This window comes from Natronococcus sp. A-GB1, from assembly GCF_029688845.1.
Lineage (GTDB): Archaea > Halobacteriota > Halobacteria > Halobacteriales > Natrialbaceae > Natronococcus.
This window is the reverse complement of record NZ_JARUKW010000002.1, coordinates 223,952-241,350: the sequence shown is the minus strand read 5'-3', so window position 1 is coordinate 241,350 and position 17,399 is coordinate 223,952. Positions and strand designations below refer to the sequence as shown.

Here is a 17,399-nt window from a genome sequence, read left to right as displayed (position 1 = left end):
ATGTCCGATCCGTACGATATCCGGCAGTACGAGCCGGCCGACAGAGACGCGTTCCTCGAGCTGTTCGAGGAGGTGCTCGGCGGACGGATGGGAACGGACTGGTTCGCCTGGAAGTACGAGGCAAACCCCTACGTCGACCACGTCCCGATCGTCGTCGCCGAGCGCGGGGACGAACTCGTCGGCGCGCGGTCGTTCTTCCCGCTCCGGGTCGCCGCGGGAGACGACCAGTACGACGCGTTCGAGCCCTGTGACTCGATGGTCCACCCCGACCACCAGCGACGCGGGCTCTTTACACGGATGACCGAACGCGCGATCGAACGCTACGAGGAGGACGTCGACCTCTTCTTCAACTTCCCGAACCACCGCTCGCTGCCGGGCAATCTCAAGCTCGGCTGGCGAATCGTTGGCGAGCGGGAGACCTACTACCGGATCGAGAACCCGACCGCATGGCTTCCGGCCCTCGAGCCCGTCGAGGCGCTCGCCCGGACCGCCGCGAGCAGTTACGGTGCGCTCAGGGACCGCCGCGCCGACTCGAGCGACGCGGTCGATCGGTCGCGGTACGACGGCGTACCGACGGCGACGCTCGCGGCGCTGGCCGACGCCGAGACGGTGTCGGCGTTTCACGTCGTCCGCGACGAGGCGTTCTACGAGTGGCGCTTCGAGAACCCGCTGTGGAGCTACCGGACCGTCCTCGCGACCCGCGACGGAGACGCCGTCGGGGCGCTGGTCTACGGTCGGCGGGAGCGAGACGACGGACCCACCACCGTCCGGATCGTCGACGTACTCCCGCTCGCGGCGGGAACCGAAGCGTACCGAACGGCGATCCTCTCGGGACTGCTCGAGGACGTCGTTCGGGAGAACACGGACGCGGACGTCCTCGTCACCCCGGGCTCGGTGATTCCCGAGAGAACGCTCCGGGCGCGCGGGTTCCACAGCGATCAGCGACCGCCCCTGACGTGGGCTACCTCGTCGTCGACCCACGTTGTCAGACCGTCGGGAGCGGAGCCGACGGACTGGACCCTCTCCGGTCGTCAGTTGACGGAGGCGTCGAACTGGCGGCTCGCGTTCTGCGAGGTCGACAGCGGCTAGCGCTCGCGCCGCCCGCGCCAGCGCTATCGGAGACTCGAGCCGAACTGACCTATCGGATCCGGTGCCGACTCGAGGAAGTCGACGATTTCGTCGACGTCGACCGCACCGAAGAGGATCGAGAGCCCCAAGAAGACGATCGCGCCAACCGGCGGGACGACGATCAACGACACGGGGAAGTCGATGACGACCAGCGGGATGGCCGAGCCGCGAAGGAACTCGGTGAGGAGGAAGATCGGAACCGCAGCGGAGACGCCGACGAGTATCGCCCGCGGGATTCGAGCGTCCGCGGCCGGATAGAAACCGATCGCCCTGGCGCTCCAGAGGTGGAACACGAACATGAGTCCGTAACTGATACTGGTCGCGGCGGCAGCGCCGTACATTCCGTACTGGGGAATCAGCAGCCCGTTGAGCGTGATGTTGAGGATCGCCGCCGCGCCGGTCGCGACGATCAGCTTCCGAAGGTCGCCTTTCCCCTGACCGATCGCGAGAATCGGTCGCGCCAGGGCGAAGCCGACACAGCCGGGGAGCAACAGGAGGATCGGCACGTAGCTGGCGATATACTCGTCGGGGTAGATGATCGGCAGGGCGACCGGCGCGAGCGCGGCGAGCCCGACCGCGAGCAGCAGGGTGAACAACAGCGTGTACCGCGTGATCCGAGCGGCGAGCGAGTTGATTCGCTCGCGGTCGTTGTTCGCCCAGATGTTCGACGTCGAGTGCAGGAGAACGTTCTGGAGCGCCAGCGGCACGATCCAGAGGAACTCCGCGAGAGTGAGCGCGATCCGGTAGTAGGCAGTTTCCTGGGCCGTGGTAAAGAAGCCGAGCATCACGACGTCGACCTCGTACAGCGACGTCAGGAAGAGAATCAGTACGATGCTGAGTCCGTTGTACGCGAAGAGCTCGCGGCGCGGAAACTCCCGCGAGGGAATCTTGAACAGCGCCGTCGTCAGCGGCACCTGTCGGTGGATCGCCGCTAGGCCGATCACCGACGTCACCACCGCGCCCGTCATGTGGCCGATCAGCACCCCGGGGACGCCATAGCCGAGGTACGCGAGCCCGACGCCGACAGTGATAAACAGAACCTTGTCGAGAAAGAGCAGCGGTTCGGAGTAGCGCTCGAGACCGAACCCCATGAGCGTTCGGCGCGTGTACTCGCGGAACTGGGAGGTGAAGACGAGCAGGGAGAGGAGATAGAAGTACGTCTGGTAGGAGGTGCCGAGGTGGTTCTGGATGAAACCGGACTGGGCCGCCAGCGCGAGGAAGAAACAGCCGGCGGCGGCGAGCAACAGCGCCAGTCGGAGGTAGAATCCGACGACGTGTTCGTCCCAGTGTGGCGTGTCGCGCTGTTCCGCGACGTACTTCCGGACGCCGTCGCCGACGCCCGTGCTGACGAAGATCATGTAGATCGCGAAGATGGACATCAAGACCGCGTAGTCACCGTACCCTTCGCCGAGGAAGCGGGTCAACAGCGGTGAGGAGAGGAAATCGAGACTGATGAGGAGAAACTTCACGCCGAGAATCGAGAGAAAACCGCTGGTGATGCTCCGCTTCATTCGTTAGGGGGTGTTTCGAACGCTGCCCGAAGAGTGCATCGTGTTCCGACGCCGATCGAGTCCGGTCCGTTTCGCCCGGCGGAAACGTCTTCCCGGGGCCTGACGATCGAATCACCGCCGAGCGCGACGGCGGGATCGGGCTTCCGGTCTCGTACCGACGATTGCTGTCGTGCGTGCGGCCGACAGAACGGGGAGAACGACGATCGAGAGAGCAGAACCATCGCTCGATTGTACCGACGCTCGAGGGATTATTATCCGGTAGATAAGCGACGCGACCGCCAGAGATACGGGCTCGAGCGGCCCGTAGACCGTGTTTCCGTGTGTCTGTCTATGCCGTGTGATCAGTCCCCGTGAGGTTCACAGCGCCAGTACGTCTCCCGTTCCCGAACCTGGTAGCCGGCCGCCTCGAGGGCCGCCCTCGTCTCGACCGGGATATCGTCGGCGAGGCCGTCCCGATGGAGCTCGACGAACACCGTCGGCTCGTGTCGCTCGAGGATCCCCGCGGCGCCGCGGACGACTGCGGGTGCGGCCCCCTCGACGTCGATCTTGATTGCGTCGGGCACCGGTAGCTCGGGCTCGAGATCGTCGAGCCGGCGAATCGGGACCGGGCGGACGTCGGCCACCGAGGCCTCCCAGCGGGCGGCGCTGGCCCGGTCGAACGCCGAGAGTTCGGGGTACGTGGAGACGTAGAACGGGCGGTCGCCGCTCTCGTCACCGATCCCGCAGGGCCGGACGTCGATCCGATCTTCGAGCCCGTTCAGTCGGACGTTCGCGCGCAGTCGGTCGACGGTTCGCGGCGCGGGTTCGAAGGCGACGACCCGCCGATCCGGTTCGTCGGTCGCCAGCGCGAGCGCGTAGATTCCGACGTTCGCGCCGACGTCGTAGACGACGGCCGCCGGGCCACAGCAGGCCTCGAGCTCCGCGAGCATCCGGTCGTCGCCGTGGCGGTTAAGCGGTTCGTAACACCGGAACGTCCCCGCAGATGTCCGATTCCGGCGCGGGAACAGCTCCCGGTCGTAGTTCGAGGCCGCCAGCCGGTAGTAGGCGCCGTAACCCAGCCCGCGGAGGGTCCGGAACGCCCGCCTCCCGAGGTCGGAGCACTCGAGGCGCTCGAGGACGGTGCTCACGCGGGGACGACGGCCAGCCCCGTGACGCCGTCGATCCCGAGGGTCTGGGAGCGCCACTCGCCGTCGGTCGCCGCGAGGAACCGGCCGTCGGCGGTGACGGCGTAGACCGTGTCGGCGTAGCCGACGTCGACGATCGACCCGGAGGCGTCGAGTTCGAGCCACTCGTCGCCGTCCTCGCCGTACTCGTATACGCTCGTCTCCGAGACTGCGTGTGCTCGATGGAGACTTCCCGGCTCGGATCGAGGGTCCGCGGCGACGACCTCGAACGAGCCCTCGAGAACCTCCATCCAGCCGTTGCCAAGCTTGTAGAGGCCGTCCGCGGTAGCGGCGAGCGGAACGCCCGCAGCCGAGACGTCGCGGACATCGGTAAGCCCGGCGTGGTCGAGCCCACCGTCGTGGACACGGTAGACGCCCCGATCTGTCGCGAGGAGATCGCCGTCGATCGCCCGAACCGTCGGTTCGAAGTCGTCGGAAAGCGTCTGCCACTCGTCGTCCACTCGGGAGGCGACCCGTCCGTCCGGACTCGCAGCGAGCAGTTCGGAGCCGTTGGCGCCGACCGCGACCGCGGAACCGAACCCGGTTCCGACGAGTTCGACGTCGGTCGCGTCGGCAGACGGCTCGAGCAGTTCGACGTCGTCGTCGGTCGCGACAGCGATTCCATCCGCGCTCACGGCGACGTCGGCGGCGTCACAGCGCTCACAGAGCCCAAACTCGCCGACCGTGTCGCCGGCGGCCCGCACGCGGACGACGCCGAAGGAACTCGTGACGTAGATCTGGACGGCACCCTCCCGGTCGCCGTAGACGCGTTTCTCCTCGATCGAATCCATGTTTCGGGGATCGTGACGGTGGACTGAAAGCGTTCCGTCTGTCCGTCGGCTTCGGAACCCATTTGGGGGGGCCAACCCGACTACTACGTGATGCAAGTATTCGGATCGAGCGGGACGCGGGGCGTCGCCAACGAGGAGCTGACGCCCGCGTTCGTCCTGCGCGTCGCGAAGGCAGCGGGGACCGCCTGGGGGGTCGGCCGCATCGCGATCGCGCGCGACACGCGACACACTGGCCAGATGCTCGCCGACGCCGCCGCGAGCGGGCTGGCGAGTACGGGGACCGACGTTGATCGGCTCGGGATCATGCCGACGCCGGGTGCGCAGGCGTACGCCGAACGCGAAGACGTTCCGGTCATGGTCATCACGGCCTCGCACAACCCGCCCCAGTACAACGGCGTCAAACTCGTCGACCGCGACGGCGTCGAACTCGCCGTCTCCGACCTCGAGTCGATCGAGGAGACGCTGCTCGCGGAGGCGTTTGCGGTCGCCTCCTGGGACGAGACCGGTCGCGTCCGCGAGGTCGAGGGCGCCAGACGCGAGTACGTCGACGAGCTGCTCGAGGCGGTCGACCGCGAGCGGATCGCCGACGCCGACCTGACGATCGCCCTCGACCCCGGCCACGGCGCGGGCTCGCTGACCAGCCCGGAGTTCTTCCGTCGGCTGGGCTGTCGGGTTGTCACCGTCAACGGCCAGCCCGACGGCCACTTCCCCGGTCGCGATCCGGAGCCGGTGCTGTCGAACCTCGGCGATCTGGGTCGGCTCGTCCGATCGACCGACGCCGACATCGGGATCGCCCACGACGGCGACGGCGACCGCGCGATCTTCTTCGACGAGAACGGCGAGTACGTCGAGGGCGACGCCACACTGGCCGCGCTCGCAGCCGCCGAACTCGGACCCGACGACACCACCGTCTCGGCGGTCAACGTCTCCCAGCGCCTGGTCGACGTCGTCAACGAGATCGGTGCCGAACTCGAGCTGACGCCGATCGGTTCGACGAATATCATCACCAGGATCCGGGAACTCGAGGCCAAGGACAAGCACATCCCCGTCGCCGGCGAGGGCAACGGCGGGATCTTCTTCCCGAACTACCGTCTGACCCGCGACGGCGCCTACACCGCCGCGCGGTTCCTCGAACTCGTCGCCGAGCGGCGAGTCAGCGAGATCGTCTCCCCCTACAGCGGCTACGCCAACGTCCGGCGGAACATCGAGTACGAGTCGACAGCCGAACGCGACGCGATGCTCGACGCCGCGGCAAACCACGCCCAGGAGGCCAACGCCGAACTCAACACGCGCGACGGCTACCGACTCGATCACGGCGACGCGTGGGTGCTGGCCCGACCGTCCGGCACCGAGCCCCTCGTCCGCATCTACGCCGAGGCCCGCGACGGCGACCGGGCGAACGGACTCGCCGACGAGATGTACGAAGCCCTCTCGACGGCGAAAAGCGACGCCTGATACGGTCCACTTCGCAGTCCGTTCTGTCGGAGCGGTTGCCGGCAGCAGGTCTTTCCGTCGGCTCCGCTTCGATAACGAACGGAACGCGCAATGGGGGTGGAGTCGACGCAGCGCCGCGACGTTGTCGACGACGACGCCCCCCCAGTCGCAACCAGACCCGCTCGTCGGAACCGGAACCCGGATCGACGCCGCACTTCACTGGCTCTACCTCCACGGCGACCGCCGGATCGTCTCCGGCCTGATGCTCCCCGCAACGTTCGTCGTCTCCTTGCTGTTGATCCGGAGTTCGCTGATTACGCCCGCCGAGGCCGACGAGGTCGTCGCGATCTCCTCGCGCTGATCGGCGGGATGCTCCCCTTCATTACCGTCGTGCTGGCGATCAACCAGCTGATCCTCTCCGAGGAGTTCGGGACGACCGGCGCCTTCTTCGAGCGGATCGAAGAGACCGCCGACTTCCGGAAGTCGATCGAGGCCCACACCGGGATTCGGCCCAGTCCCGCGGAGCCACCCGCGCTGCTTCGAACGCTGGTCGAGGCCAAACGCCGGACGGCGCTCGGCCTCCGAAACGTCTGTGCGGACGGGGATCCCGACCTCCACGAGGACGTCGAGGAGTTCGTCTCGACGACGCTCCAGCGGGACGACGACGTGATCGACGCGCTCGAGGAGGTGACGTTCGGGACCTTCGAGTTGATCTCGGTCATCCTTCACTACAACGACCCCTGGCAGCGCCAGGAGATCCGGAAGATCCGTGAGTACCACCGGTTCGAACTCTCGGACGCCGCCGACGACCAGCTCGGGCGCCTCGAGAACCTCCTAGGCGACATCCACGTCGCCCGCCAGTACTTCAAGACGGTGTACATGCAACAGGAGCTGGCGGATCTCTCGAAGATCCTGCTGTACGTCGGCTTCCCAACGCTGCTGGCGGGTGCCTTCGTCGTCCTCTCGTACCGCAACCTGCTCGCCCTCGAGTTGCACCCCTACGTCTACGTCGTCGTCGCAGCGACGATCACGGCGCTGTTCAGTCCGTTCGCCGTGTTGCTGGCGTGCGTGCTCCGGATCGCGACGATCGCGCGGCGGACCGCGGCAGACTTCGGCCCGTTCGTGCTCCAGCAGCAGCTTTCCCGAGAGGAGGTCGAGACCAGCGACGCTGGCGACTGAAGACGTGCCGTTGTGTGAGCTACGACCGAAGCTCCTCGCCGTAGCGCGCGCCGACGCGCTCGGTCGCCAGCAGAAGTCGGTGGACGACGACGAGCAAGACGACCGCGAGCACCATCAGCGTCCCCTCCCACAGCGTCGAGAGCAAGCCGAGCGAGACGATCAGCGTCGTCGCGCAGGCGGGCGGGTGGCGGGTGTCGGTCGCGAGCATACCGCCGACGGTCAGCATCGTCGCGACGACGGCGCTGGCCGCGAGCTGGAGCCCCTCGAGCGAGCCCGGTGTCGTCGCCGAGGTCATACTGACGCCGCCCGCCAGCAGGTGGTAGGCGATCAGTCCGGCGACGACGCCGATCGCGTGGCCCCCGATCACCCGCCGCGGCGAGGTCGCGTCGCTGTCCTGGAACAGCGCCAGCACGAACGCGGACGGACCGAGGCTCGGAAACACCATCGGTAACCCCGAGAGCCAGGCGACGCCGGCCGTCGTCAGGATAAGCAGGCCGGTGTGAAGCGTCGTCCCGGTCCGGTCATCCATACTCGGTTCTCCAAGAGTCGGCGTGAAAATCCCGCTGGTTGCAGTTCGCTTACCGGCCGGACGGGACGATCGTGACCGGAACCGGCGACTGCCGGGCGACCTTCTCGGCGACGCTACCAAGCAGCATCCGCGAGACGCCCGATCGACCCTCGCTGCCCATGACGATCTCGTCGGCACCGGTCTCGATGACGTGATCGAGGATCGCGTCGGCAGCCTGACCCTCGAGGACGCGAGTCTCGACTCGCCGTCCGCGATCCTCGGCGAGTCGCGTAGCGTCTTCGAAGACGTCGAGGTCGGTCGCTCCGTCGGCGTCGGCCGACGGCTCGCCGGCGTACCCTGCCTCGAGCTCGTCGACAGCATGGACGACGACGAGTTCGTCGTCGGGGAACCGTTCGAGGGCGTACTCGAGGGCCGCCCGCGCGGGTGCCGAGTCATCTACCGGGACGAGCAGCTGTCTGGTCATGACGAGGGGTACGACCGCCGGCTGCTTCAGTCGTGGCCCGGAGCGGAAAACGGTCGAACGAGTCCTACAGCGAGTCGTCGACCTCGAGTGCGGCCTCGAGACGCTCCCGCTCGGTTCGTAGGGAGTCGAGTTCCTCCGTGACCCGACCCTCGCGCAGTCGCTCGCGCTCGTCGGCGGTTAGCTGCTCGACGGCCTGGGCCGCCGTCTGGAGGCGGTCGTACTCGTCGTCGCGGGCGAGCGCGCGCACCTCCCGGAGTACGGCGACGGTCTCCTCGTCGGCGATGCGGGCGACGAACGGCCGGAACTCCCGGGTTCGCCGCTCGAGGAGGCCCGCGGGACCGGGCGGCCAGCCGACGGTCAGCGGTTCGCCGTCGATCCCCTCGAGGTAGGTCTGCTGGGTGGCCACCGCTCGCTTGAGCTCGTCGGCGTCCTCGACGTAGTGAGAGAGCTTCGAGCGGGAGTACTCCGCGTACTCGAGCAGTTCGGGGATCGTATACTCCCCCGCGGGTCGGTCGAAGACGAACCGCTCCAGATCGTCCGGCGGTCGCTCGAACGCGACGAAGGGGTACCACCGGCTGCGCTCGAGCAGCGAGAAGACCTCGCGGGCGGAGGCCTCCAAACGGTACTCCCGGAACCGCTCTCGGATCAGTTCGTCGTAGCGCTCGATCGGCTCCCGCAGACGTTCGACGGGCGCGCCCAGGTCGGCGTTGGCCAGCTCGAGCAGGCGCTCGCGCTCGTCGATCTCGCTGTCGATCTCGCGGCGGCGTCGGCTCGCGGCCTTGCGAGCCTCGTCGAGGGCCTCGCGGGCCGCGTCGCGCTCCTCGAGCAGCTCGGCGTACCGTTCGGCGGGCTCGAGCGCGTCGTGGGCCCGTTCGAAATCGGACTCGCTCAGTCGGCGCTTGTCGATGGCGTCGAGCGCGTTCTCGAAGGCATCACGGCCCTTCAGGTCGTCAGGGAGCCCCTCGACCAGCGAGTCGAACTTCCCCTCGAGTTCGACGTAGGCCTTGAAGTTCTCCCTGCCCGTCCCCGTCGCCCGGTCGACGTACCGCTCGAGCAGCTCCGTCGCGTCCCGGTAGGCCTCGGCGGCCTCGACGACCGCCTCGCCGCCGCGGTCGTCGATCGCCGTCCGCGCCTGCGCGTAGCGCTCGCGGGCGGCCTCGAGTCGCTCGAGGGGCGTCCGGTCGGTCTCGGTGTCGCTCGAGCGGGAGACGCGCTCGCTCATGCTACTCGTAGACGGCCTCCGGGTCAAAGACGCGTTCGCCGACGTTCTCTCCCTCGATCGTGCGGTAGAAACAGGAGCGGTGGCCGGTGTGGCAGGCGCCGCCCGCCTGGTCGACCAGGTACAGCAGGGTGTCGGCGTCGCAGTCGACCCGGATCTCCGCGACGTCCTGGGTGTGGCCGCTCGTCGCGCCTTTCTCCCAGAGTTCGTCCCGGCTGCGCGAGTAGTAGTGAGCCCGCCCCGTCTCGCGGGTTCGCTCGAGAGCCTCCGGGGAGACGTAAGCGAGCATCAACACCTCGCCGGTCTCGGCGTCCTGTGCGACGGCCGGAACGAGTCCGTCCTCGCCGAAGTCGACCGTGATCTCGTCCATGCGCGACTCCAGGGTCGTGCCGGCGATAGATCTTTTGCAGTGGAACGGCCGACGGGGCGGCGGCCCCGCAATCGGGACACCACCGTACGAGTTCGAGGGCCGCCAACGTTTATTTCCCCGCCCGTGGTCGTAAGTGTGCGATGGCCGAGTACACGACCGCGAACTACCACGACGTCGACGATCAGAGGGGACTACACTTCCTCCGGGACGAACTGAACTGCGAGAACGTCGGTGTGACCGTCCTCGAGTGCGAGCCCGGCTGGGAGGGGATGGAACACGACCACGCCGACGATGAACAGGAGGAGGTGTACCTGCTTCTGGAGGGGGAAGCGACGGTCACCGTCGAGGACGAATCGGTCGAGCTGAGCGAGGGCGACGCGATCCGAATTCCGCCGGACGCGACCCACCAGATCCACAACGGCGACGCCGAGAGTCGGTTCGTACTGGTGGGCGCACCGTAGCGATCGGGAGCCGCCGCGTTCGGCCGTCGAACCCTCACCTGTTTGGCCGTCCCGGCTTGCTCGCGAGCCGCCTCTTCAGAGCATGGACAGGCGGGAACTCCGGCGGGCGTGGGATGAACTCGCCGAACCGTACGCGTCGAGTCGTCGCGCCGACGGCGACGACGCCGCGCTGATCGACGAGTTACTCGAGTCGATCCCACCGGAGGCGACGGTGCTCGACGTCGGCTGTGGCGACGGCCGACGGACGCTGGCGAATCTCGTGGGCGTCAACCGGATCGGGCTCGATCTTTCGCGTCGGCAGCTCGAGCTGGCGGCCGACGCCGTCCCGGAAGCGCGACTTCTGCAGGGCGAGCTGACGGCGCTTCCGCTCGCCGCGAACGCCGTCGACGCGATCACGGCCTACCACACGGTCTTTCACGTTCCCCGGGCGGAACACCCCGCCGTCTACGCGGAGTTCGCCCGCGTGCTCCGACCGGGCGGGCGGCTCCTGATGACCGGCAGTTCGGGACGGTACGAGACCGTTCGGAACGACTGGCTCGGAAGCGGCCGGGCGATGTTCTTCAGCACGCCCGGTCCACACCGGACTCGCGAGGCCCTCGAGCGGGCCGGATTCGAACTCGACTGGGAGCGAATCGTCGACGACCCGCTCGGAAGCTCGGTGCCGTTCGTGATGGCAACCTACCGGGGCGAGTGACCCGGGGTATCGTTTATCTCCCGTCCGCGCGGAGCTATCGACACGCGTGTCCGCTCACTTGTCTCCACTCGGGGCCGCTGATCCGGCCACCGCCATTTTCGTTCTCCTGACGCTCCTCCTGGCCGGCGCCGTAACCGGGGTCGCTGGCTTCGGATTCGCGCTCGTTGGGACGACGGTACTCGCGACGGTCGTCGACCCCTCCGTCGCCGTCGTCCTCATGATCGTCCCGATCCTCGCGACGAACGTTTCGCTGCTCGGCGACCTCGAGTCTCGAGACGTCCGCACGTGTGGCCGGCGGTTCTTTCCGTATGTCGTCGCGACACTCGTCGGGACGGTGATCGGGATGGCCGCGCTCGAGTCGATCCCGACGGAGCCGCTGCTGGTCGCGCTCGGGGTGGTGACGCTCTCGTACGTCGGCGTGACACAGCGACGATCCCGGTTCCTGGACTCGGGGCGGTCAAACACCACTGTTTCGTCGAACGAACGGGAATGATGGTCGCGCTGGGCGGCGTCTCCGGACTGGTCTTCGGCGCGACGAACGTCGGCGTCCAGGTCGTCGCCTACGTCCGCAGCCGCGATCTCGATCCTGGGCTGTTCGTCGGCGTGCTCGCACTCGTATTCCTCGGAATCAACGCCGTTCGGGTCGGCGCAGCTTCGGCGTTCGGGCTGTACCCGTCGATCGGTGTCGCGTTGCTTTCGGTCGCGCTCGCGGTTCCGGCACTCGGCGGCGTTTTCCTCGGGCGGCGCGTGCGACCCCGTATCGGGGATCGAAGCCGGCGACTCGGGGTGCTCGGACTGCTCGCGATCGTCGGCGCTCGGCTCCTGCTCGACGGGATCGGTATCGTCTGAGCGGGCGAAAATCGAGTCCCGGTGCTGCTCCGTTCAGCTCTGACCGTTCAGCACGATGTAGTCGACGCCGAGGATCCGGTCGTCTTCGTTGAGTTCCTGCTTTGCTTCCTCGGGAACGAGCCCGTCGACGTTGTACACCGTCAGGGCCTCCCCGCCGATCGTCTCGCGGGCGTTGAACATCCCCGCGATGTTGACGTCGTACTTGCCCATCACGCTGCCGATGAGGCCGATGACGCCCGGCTCGTCAGTGTTTCGCGTGACGACCATCTTCCCGTGGGGGATCGCGTCGACGCGGTAGCCGTCGATCCGGACGATCCGGGGGTCCTCGCCGGCGAACAGCGTCCCGTCGACCGAAATCTCGTCGTCGCCGTTGCCGACGGTCACCGAAATCAGGCTCTGGAAGTCGGCGGCCTGGCGGGTCTTGGACTCGGTGACCTCGACGCCGCGATCCTCGGCGATCTGGGGGGCGTTGACCGCGTTGACCTGCCACTCGAGCGGTTCGAAGACGCCCTTGAGCGCCGAGGCGGTGACGAACTCCAGGTCCTCGTCGGCGATCTCCCCCTCGTAGGAGACCTCGACGCGCTCGGTGCGGCCCTCGAGCAGCTGGGCGGCGACCTTGCCCGCGGTCTCGGCGATGTCGATGTATGGTTTGACGCGGGGGAACGCGCTCTCGTCGATCGAGGGGGCGTTCAGGGCGTTCGCCACCGGTTCGTCGAGGAACGCGGCGGCGACCTGCTCTGCCGTCGAAACGGCGACGTTCTCTTGAGCGGCCTCCGTCGACGCGCCGAGGTGGGGCGTGACGATGACGTCTTCGTGTTCGAGCAGCGGGGAGTCCTCGGCGAGGGGCTCCTCAGCGAAGACGTCGAGTGCGGCACCCGAGAGGGTCCCGTCCTCGACCTTCGCGGCGAGGGCGTCCTCCTGGACGATCCCGCCGCGGCCGACGTTGACGAGGTAGCCGCCCTCGAGCAGGTCGAGCTCCTCGGCGCCGATCATTCCCTCGGTTTCCGGCGTGAGGGGGGTGTGGATCGTCAGGAAGTCCGCGCGCTCGAGACACGGCTCGAAGTCGACGAGTTCGGCGCCCAGCCGATCGGCGCGCTCCTCCGAAATGTAGGGATCGAACGCGACGACGTCCATCCCAAGCGAGTCGAGTTTCTTGGCGACCTCCTGGCCGACCCGACCCAGGCCGACGACACCCAGGGTCTTGCCGTCGAGTTCGGCACCGAGATAGTCGCTTTTGGCCCACTCGCCGTTCTTCAGGCGGATGTGGGCCTGCGGGACCGAGCGGGCGGTCGCGAACGTCATCGCGACGGTGTGTTCGGCCGCCGCGCGGACGTTGCCTTCGGGCGCGTTGGCGACGATAACGCCGTGATCGGTCGCGGCCTCGATGTCGATGTTGTCGACGCCGATTCCGGCCCGACCGACGATGACGAGTTCCTCGGCGGCCTCGAACAGCGTCTCGTCGACCTCGGTCCCGGAGCGAACGATCAGTCCATGGGCGTCCGACACCGCCTCGAGCAGGTCGTCGCCCTCGAGTTCGTACCCCGTTTCGACCTCGTGGCCGGCGTCTCTGAGAACGTCCAGACCCGCGTCCGCGATCGGGTCGGTAACGAGCACCTTCATGCGCGAGACACCGCCTTGGAACAGGTAAACCCTTCCGTTGTCGGCACGGGTGGCAAAAACCGTCACCGGGCGCAAGAACTGCCTCAGATCGTGATCAGGACGGCGCCGACGACCACCAGCACCGCTCCCGCGACCACTCCCCGTGTCACGCGCTCGAGGTCCCGGAGCAACACGGCGGCGAACACGAGCGTGAAGAAGGGCGCGGTCGCGACCAGCGGGTCGACGACGGCGATCCGTCCCCCCTCGAGGCCGAGCGCAGCCATCAACGAGAGCATCGCGACCGTCGTCAGCAAGCCGCTGACGGCGAAGTAGCGGTAGGAGGCGCGAGGGCGCTCGAGGACGTCGCGCCCGCCGACGGCGAGCGCGTAGGCAACCAGCGCGATCAGTCCCGCGGTTTCGTTGATCGCGACGGCCTCGAGCGCCGAGATCGGCGTCTCGAGCATCCCGTACCGGCGAGCAACGTTGGCGACGGCGAACGTCGCGGCCGCCAGGATCGGCCACAGCAGATCCCGCGGCGTCCAGCCGCCGAGGTCGCCGCCTCTCGAGACCGTCAGGGTCGAGAGCCCGGCGACGAGGATCACGATACCGGCTCCCGTCACCGGGCCGAGCGGTTCGCCTAGGGCGACGAGGGCGATCAGCGTCGCGAACAGTGGCCGCGTGCTCAGAATCGTGCTGTTGAGACTCGCGCCGACCCTGTCGACGCCGACGAAGATCGCGATCCGGCCGAGCGCCGTGCCGATCACGCCCGCGAAGGCGAAGACGGCCAGAACCTCGAGGGTCAGTCCGGCGAAGGCCGACCCGCCGTAGAGAGCGGCGATCGCGAGCCAGTACCACAGTAGCTGGACGACGACGACGACCAGTGCCGCCTGGATGGAGCCGCCGCCGCTGGCCATCCCGCGCTTGTCGAAAATCGGCGCGAGGCCCCACAAGATCGCCGGCACCAGCGCGAGCGCGACGACCTCGAGCGACGTCGCGGTCATCCGTCGTCGCCACCCGTCCGCCCCTCACTGGGCATTGGCAACAGTTGGGACAGAGTCCTGATCATCGTTGTGATACCGGCGGCGTTCGACCCCCGTATAAAAAGCCTCGAGTGAAACATCCAACAGTATATTACCCGCCCTAACCACGGCTTACACGTCTTCGATGTCCCCTCCCATCTACCCGTGGCAGTGGCTACGGCTCGACGGCGCCAGTCAGCCGGCGCTATCGGCGTCGCTGCTCGAGTGGGAGTGGCTGTTGCTCTCGCTGATCATCGTCGGCTCGTACCTGCTGGCTCGCCTCGTCCACTGGGCCGGCCGACGGTATCTTCGGCCGCTGGACGAGGACGCGCCGACGACGTTCGGACGGGCGGCCGTCGAGGAGATCTACACACCGCTTGCGATCTCGATCCTCCTGATCGGGATCTCCGTCTCGCTCCAGGCGTTCGGCGTCGTCGAGGCCGAGTCGCTACTCAGCAACGCCGTCGCGACGGCGCTGACGGTGCTGTGGGCGCGCGCGGCGATCCGAATCGGGAGCCGCTGGCTCGAGGTCGCGAACGGCTCCGAGAACAACTACGAGTTCGCCCCGATTTTCCAGAACTTCTGGACGATCGGGATGGTCGCGGTCGCCGCGCTGGTGATCGTCTCGATCTGGAACCTGCAGGTGACGCCGTTTCTGGCGTCGGCGGGTGTGCTCGGCATCGTTATCGGCTTCGCCGCCCAGGACGCGATCAGCAACCTGATCGGCGGTATCGCGCTGTACTTCGACAACACGTACAAGCCGGGCGACGTCATCCTGCTCGAGGAGGGGATGCGCGGCACGGTCGTCGACATCGGCATTCGGTCGACGACGGTGCTGACGCCGGAGAACACGATGGTCACCGTCCCCAACGCCGTGTTGAACTCGACGCAGGTCGTCAACCAGACCGCGCCGCGGCGCCACATCAGGATCGACGTCCCGATCACGGCGGCGTACGGGACCGACTACGAAACCGTCGAACGGATCGCCATGGAGGTCGCCGAGGACGCTCCGATGATTCGCAACTCGCCGCGGCCGCGCGTGCTGTTCGACGAGTTTGGCGACTCCGCGCTCGTCTTCGAACTGCAGGCGTACATCACGCACCCGCTGACCGAGAAGCGGGCCATCGACCAGCTCAACCGCCGCATCTACGATCGATTCGCCGACGCGGGGATCACGATCCCGTTCCCTCAGCGCGAGCTCTCCTTCCTCGAGGAGTCGGCCGAGGCGGACCAGCGCCTCGACTTCCGCGAACCGGACGAGCCGACGCGCGGACGCGACGAACGGGCAGACGGAGCCGACCAGCCCGCGGAGTCGCCGCCGAGCGGTCCGGGTCCCGACGAGTAAGGAGCGCTTTCTGACTGTCGGGCTGGACGCGGCGGAACACGTTCCTGGGTCGGCTCACGAGGATCCGCCCGCGGTCGTCGTTTCGATCGGCGCGTGCTCGAGCAATCGCGGCAGGACGGCGACGGCAGCGCCAAGGGAGACGAACAGGGCGACCGAGAGCGTCGTCGAGACCACCATAGACACGTCGACGGCGATCGAGAGCACCTCCTGCTCGGCGCCGACCTCGCCGGCGGCGGGGTCGCTCTCCTCGGGCACCCACTGCGTGACCGTCCCGAGTGCGACTAGCGGAACGACGTAGGTCGCGGTCAGCGTTCCGATGAGGATCCCGCCATCTCTGAGGGTCTCGAGGCGAACGTATCGAGCGAGCAGGTAGCCGACGACTCCGAGAACGAGAGGCGGAAGCAGCGCCGAGACGTGAGAGGCGAACATCCCCATCGGGGCGTACAGCCCGCGAGCCGCTTCCTCGCCCTCCACGATCACCGCACCGTGGCTGCCGAGCATCGTAAAGCTCGAGATCACCCACCGGCTCGGTTCGTTCTCGACCTGCGCGAACAGCCCCGTCCCGAACATCGACCCGGCGAGCTGGTAGCTCATCAAAAAGACTGCCGCGAACGCGATCACACCCGAGGTCACCCCGACCGTCCAGGCTGGAGCCTCGACCGTCGGCCGGCCGCTGCGCTCGACTGCGCGCTCCGGGTCGTCTCCGTCGTTCGGATCATCTTCCCGGGGTTCGTCCTCGAGCGACGGCCCCTTGTCGTACTCGAGTCGTCTCTCCGTTGACATGGCGCGACAGTCGAAGCGCGTCGCTAACAGCTTTCGGGTGCGATTCGTCTCGAGGCGGCTCCGAGCGGGTGCCGGCCGCCCTCGGGACGGAACCTGAACTGGTTTATCCCGGGCCCCACAACGGGCGAGCGATGACAGTCGTTGCGTTCGATTTCGACGGGACGCTCTCGGACTCCGAGATGACCGTCCTCCTAGGGAAGCAGTGTGGCGTCGCCGACGAAATGGCCGAGATCACCGAGCGATCGATGAACGACGAGATCGAGTACGCCGAGAGCCTCCGCAGGCGGGCGGCGCTCCTCGAGGGACTCGAGGAGGAAGCCGTCGCCGCGGCCTTCGCCGAGGTCGAACTCCGCGAGGGGGCGGGTGCGCTGATCGAGTCGCTGAACGACGCCGGCGTCACGACGGCGATCCTCACCGGCGGGTTCGAGCGCGGCGTCGAGGCCGCCCTTGAGCGCGAGGGCGTGTCGGTCGACCACATTGTCTCGAACCGGCTGCCGATGGAAGACGGTCGGCTCACCGGCGACGTCGAGGGGTCGCTGATCGAGGGAACCAAGGACACTGCCCTCGAGGACCTCGCGACCCACGTCGGCGCCGAACTCGAGGAGACCGTCGCAGTCGGTGACGGGGCGAACGACCTGCCGATGCTGCGGGTCGCCGGACTCTCGATCGGGTTCGACCCGAAACCCGCCGTCGAGCCCCACTGCGAGGTCGTCGTCGACTCGATGGCCGAGGTTCGTGACACGTTACTCGCCGAGGGCGTTCTGGACCGCGAGTAACACGACCCGTCGCCAGCGCTGAAATTCTACGGTAACAGGCTATTTCGATACCGAGAGACCTATTTACTCGAGGACGAGTAAGTTGT

General features: G+C 67.6%; 18 protein-coding genes and 1 pseudogene. 9 read left to right on the top strand and 10 right to left on the bottom strand.

The features are described 5' to 3' along the window. Positions 1–1,089 carry a GNAT family N-acetyltransferase gene (locus tag QA600_RS03890; RefSeq protein ID WP_278290645.1) on the top strand — a complete coding sequence of 363 codons (1,089 nt, stop codon included), beginning with the start codon at positions 1–3 and terminating at the stop codon, positions 1,087–1,089. Between the two features lie 23 nt (positions 1,090–1,112). Here the strand turns inward: QA600_RS03890 and QA600_RS03885 are convergent, their stop codons facing one another. The 3 genes from QA600_RS03885 to QA600_RS03875 all read right to left on the bottom strand — a co-directional run bounded on the left by QA600_RS03885 (position 1,113) and on the right by QA600_RS03875 (position 4,593). Next, positions 1,113–2,639, bottom strand: coding sequence for a polysaccharide biosynthesis C-terminal domain-containing protein (locus tag QA600_RS03885; RefSeq protein ID WP_278290644.1), 1,527 nt, complete (start codon positions 2,637–2,639; stop codon positions 1,113–1,115). A 341-nt stretch (positions 2,640–2,980) separates the two neighbouring features. After that, entirely contained in the window at positions 2,981–3,766 is a 786-nt protein-coding gene (locus QA600_RS03880) for an FkbM family methyltransferase (protein ID WP_278290643.1), read from the bottom strand. Beyond that, entirely contained in the window at positions 3,763–4,593 is an 831-nt protein-coding gene (locus tag QA600_RS03875) for a hypothetical protein (RefSeq protein ID WP_278290642.1), read from the bottom strand. The genes QA600_RS03880 and QA600_RS03875 overlap by 4 nt, the downstream gene beginning before the upstream one ends. A 90-nt stretch (positions 4,594–4,683) precedes the next feature. Between QA600_RS03875 and glmM the strand changes: the two genes are divergently transcribed. The 3 genes from glmM to QA600_RS03860 all read left to right on the top strand — a co-directional run bounded on the left by glmM (position 4,684) and on the right by QA600_RS03860 (position 7,206). Further along, entirely contained in the window at positions 4,684–6,048 is a 1,365-nt protein-coding gene (glmM, locus tag QA600_RS03870; protein ID WP_278290641.1) for a phosphoglucosamine mutase, read from the top strand. A 121-nt stretch (positions 6,049–6,169) separates the two neighbouring features. Then, complete coding sequence (locus QA600_RS03865) at positions 6,170–6,388, top strand: hypothetical protein (RefSeq protein ID WP_278290640.1); 219 nt, start codon at positions 6,170–6,172, stop codon at positions 6,386–6,388. Positions 6,389–6,396: 8 nt separating this feature from the next. Next, a complete protein-coding gene (locus tag QA600_RS03860) occupies positions 6,397–7,206 on the top strand; it encodes a hypothetical protein (RefSeq protein WP_278290639.1) in 810 nt (269 codons plus the stop codon). A 19-nt stretch (positions 7,207–7,225) separates the two neighbouring features. On the opposite strand, the gene QA600_RS03855 is transcribed toward QA600_RS03860, so the two are convergent. The 4 genes from QA600_RS03855 to hisI form a co-directional block, all read right to left on the bottom strand. Next, complete coding sequence (locus tag QA600_RS03855; RefSeq protein ID WP_278290638.1) at positions 7,226–7,735, bottom strand: HPP family protein; 510 nt, start codon at positions 7,733–7,735, stop codon at positions 7,226–7,228. Between the two features lie 49 nt (positions 7,736–7,784). Further along, positions 7,785–8,198 (bottom strand): universal stress protein, encoded by a 414-nt coding sequence (locus tag QA600_RS03850; RefSeq protein WP_278290637.1) that lies wholly within the window; start codon positions 8,196–8,198, stop codon positions 7,785–7,787. Positions 8,199–8,262: 64 nt separating this feature from the next. Next, positions 8,263–9,420, bottom strand: coding sequence for a hypothetical protein (locus QA600_RS03845; RefSeq protein ID WP_278290636.1), 1,158 nt, complete (start codon positions 9,418–9,420; stop codon positions 8,263–8,265). A 1-nt stretch (position 9,421) separates the two neighbouring features. Beyond that, positions 9,422–9,787 carry a phosphoribosyl-AMP cyclohydrolase gene (gene hisI, locus QA600_RS03840; RefSeq protein ID WP_278290635.1) on the bottom strand — a complete coding sequence of 122 codons (366 nt, stop codon included), beginning with the start codon at positions 9,785–9,787 and terminating at the stop codon, positions 9,422–9,424. 140 nt (positions 9,788–9,927) lie between these two features. On the opposite strand from hisI, the gene QA600_RS03835 reads away from it, so the two are divergent. From QA600_RS03835 to QA600_RS22790, 3 genes and pseudogenes are all read left to right on the top strand, one after another. Then, on the top strand, positions 9,928–10,248 hold the full coding sequence (locus QA600_RS03835) for a cupin domain-containing protein (protein WP_278290634.1): 321 nt from the start codon (positions 9,928–9,930) through the stop codon (positions 10,246–10,248). Positions 10,249–10,330: 82 nt separating this feature from the next. After that, on the top strand, positions 10,331–10,942 hold the full coding sequence (locus QA600_RS03830; RefSeq protein WP_278290633.1) for a class I SAM-dependent methyltransferase: 612 nt from the start codon (positions 10,331–10,333) through the stop codon (positions 10,940–10,942). Between the two features lie 58 nt (positions 10,943–11,000). Then, a pseudogene (locus QA600_RS22790) lies at positions 11,001–11,791 on the top strand (sulfite exporter TauE/SafE family protein). A 33-nt stretch (positions 11,792–11,824) separates the two neighbouring features. On the opposite strand, the gene serA reads toward QA600_RS22790, so the two are convergent. Both serA and QA600_RS03810 read right to left on the bottom strand, forming a co-directional pair. Continuing rightward, entirely contained in the window at positions 11,825–13,411 is a 1,587-nt protein-coding gene (serA, locus tag QA600_RS03815; RefSeq protein ID WP_278290630.1) for a phosphoglycerate dehydrogenase, read from the bottom strand. 83 nt (positions 13,412–13,494) lie between these two features. Then, on the bottom strand, positions 13,495–14,391 hold the full coding sequence (locus QA600_RS03810; RefSeq protein WP_278290629.1) for a DMT family transporter: 897 nt from the start codon (positions 14,389–14,391) through the stop codon (positions 13,495–13,497). A 163-nt stretch (positions 14,392–14,554) separates the two neighbouring features. Here QA600_RS03810 and QA600_RS03805 point away from each other — a divergent pair, with 163 nt between their 5' ends. Further along, entirely contained in the window at positions 14,555–15,754 is a 1,200-nt protein-coding gene (locus QA600_RS03805) for a mechanosensitive ion channel family protein (protein ID WP_278290628.1), read from the top strand. A 54-nt stretch (positions 15,755–15,808) separates the two neighbouring features. On the opposite strand, the gene QA600_RS03800 is transcribed toward QA600_RS03805, so the two are convergent. Then, entirely contained in the window at positions 15,809–16,537 is a 729-nt protein-coding gene (locus QA600_RS03800) for a hypothetical protein (RefSeq protein ID WP_278290627.1), read from the bottom strand. 131 nt (positions 16,538–16,668) lie between these two features. On the opposite strand from QA600_RS03800, the gene serB reads away from it, so the two are divergent. Beyond that, positions 16,669–17,313: a phosphoserine phosphatase SerB gene (serB, locus tag QA600_RS03795; RefSeq protein ID WP_278290626.1), complete on the top strand. Its 645-nt coding sequence runs from the start codon at positions 16,669–16,671 to the stop codon at positions 17,311–17,313. Positions 17,314–17,399 lie beyond the last annotated feature (86 nt).

What these genes read in the sequence shown, in the direction of transcription:
- QA600_RS03890 (WP_278290645.1), top strand. Translation starts at nt 1, where the DNA reads ATGTCCGATCCGTACGATATCCGGCAGTACGAGCCGGCCGACAGAGAC.
- QA600_RS03885 (WP_278290644.1), bottom strand. Translation starts at nt 2,639, where the DNA reads ATGAAGCGGAGCATCACCAGCGGTTTTCTCTCGATTCTCGGCGTGAAG.
- QA600_RS03875 (WP_278290642.1), bottom strand. Translation starts at nt 4,593, where the DNA reads ATGGATTCGATCGAGGAGAAACGCGTCTACGGCGACCGGGAGGGTGCC.
- glmM (WP_278290641.1), top strand. Translation starts at nt 4,684, where the DNA reads ATGCAAGTATTCGGATCGAGCGGGACGCGGGGCGTCGCCAACGAGGAG.
- QA600_RS03860 (WP_278290639.1), top strand. Translation starts at nt 6,397, where the DNA reads ATGCTCCCCTTCATTACCGTCGTGCTGGCGATCAACCAGCTGATCCTC.
- QA600_RS03855 (WP_278290638.1), bottom strand. Translation starts at nt 7,735, where the DNA reads ATGGATGACCGGACCGGGACGACGCTTCACACCGGCCTGCTTATCCTG.
- QA600_RS03850 (WP_278290637.1), bottom strand. Translation starts at nt 8,198, where the DNA reads ATGACCAGACAGCTGCTCGTCCCGGTAGATGACTCGGCACCCGCGCGG.
- QA600_RS03845 (WP_278290636.1), bottom strand. Translation starts at nt 9,420, where the DNA reads ATGAGCGAGCGCGTCTCCCGCTCGAGCGACACCGAGACCGACCGGACG.
- hisI (WP_278290635.1), bottom strand. Translation starts at nt 9,787, where the DNA reads ATGGACGAGATCACGGTCGACTTCGGCGAGGACGGACTCGTTCCGGCC.
- QA600_RS03835 (WP_278290634.1), top strand. Translation starts at nt 9,928, where the DNA reads ATGGCCGAGTACACGACCGCGAACTACCACGACGTCGACGATCAGAGG.
- QA600_RS03830 (WP_278290633.1), top strand. Translation starts at nt 10,331, where the DNA reads ATGGACAGGCGGGAACTCCGGCGGGCGTGGGATGAACTCGCCGAACCG.
- serA (WP_278290630.1), bottom strand. Translation starts at nt 13,411, where the DNA reads ATGAAGGTGCTCGTTACCGACCCGATCGCGGACGCGGGTCTGGACGTT.
- QA600_RS03810 (WP_278290629.1), bottom strand. Translation starts at nt 14,391, where the DNA reads ATGACCGCGACGTCGCTCGAGGTCGTCGCGCTCGCGCTGGTGCCGGCG.
- QA600_RS03805 (WP_278290628.1), top strand. Translation starts at nt 14,555, where the DNA reads ATGTCCCCTCCCATCTACCCGTGGCAGTGGCTACGGCTCGACGGCGCC.
- QA600_RS03800 (WP_278290627.1), bottom strand. Translation starts at nt 16,537, where the DNA reads ATGTCAACGGAGAGACGACTCGAGTACGACAAGGGGCCGTCGCTCGAG.
- serB (WP_278290626.1), top strand. Translation starts at nt 16,669, where the DNA reads ATGACAGTCGTTGCGTTCGATTTCGACGGGACGCTCTCGGACTCCGAG.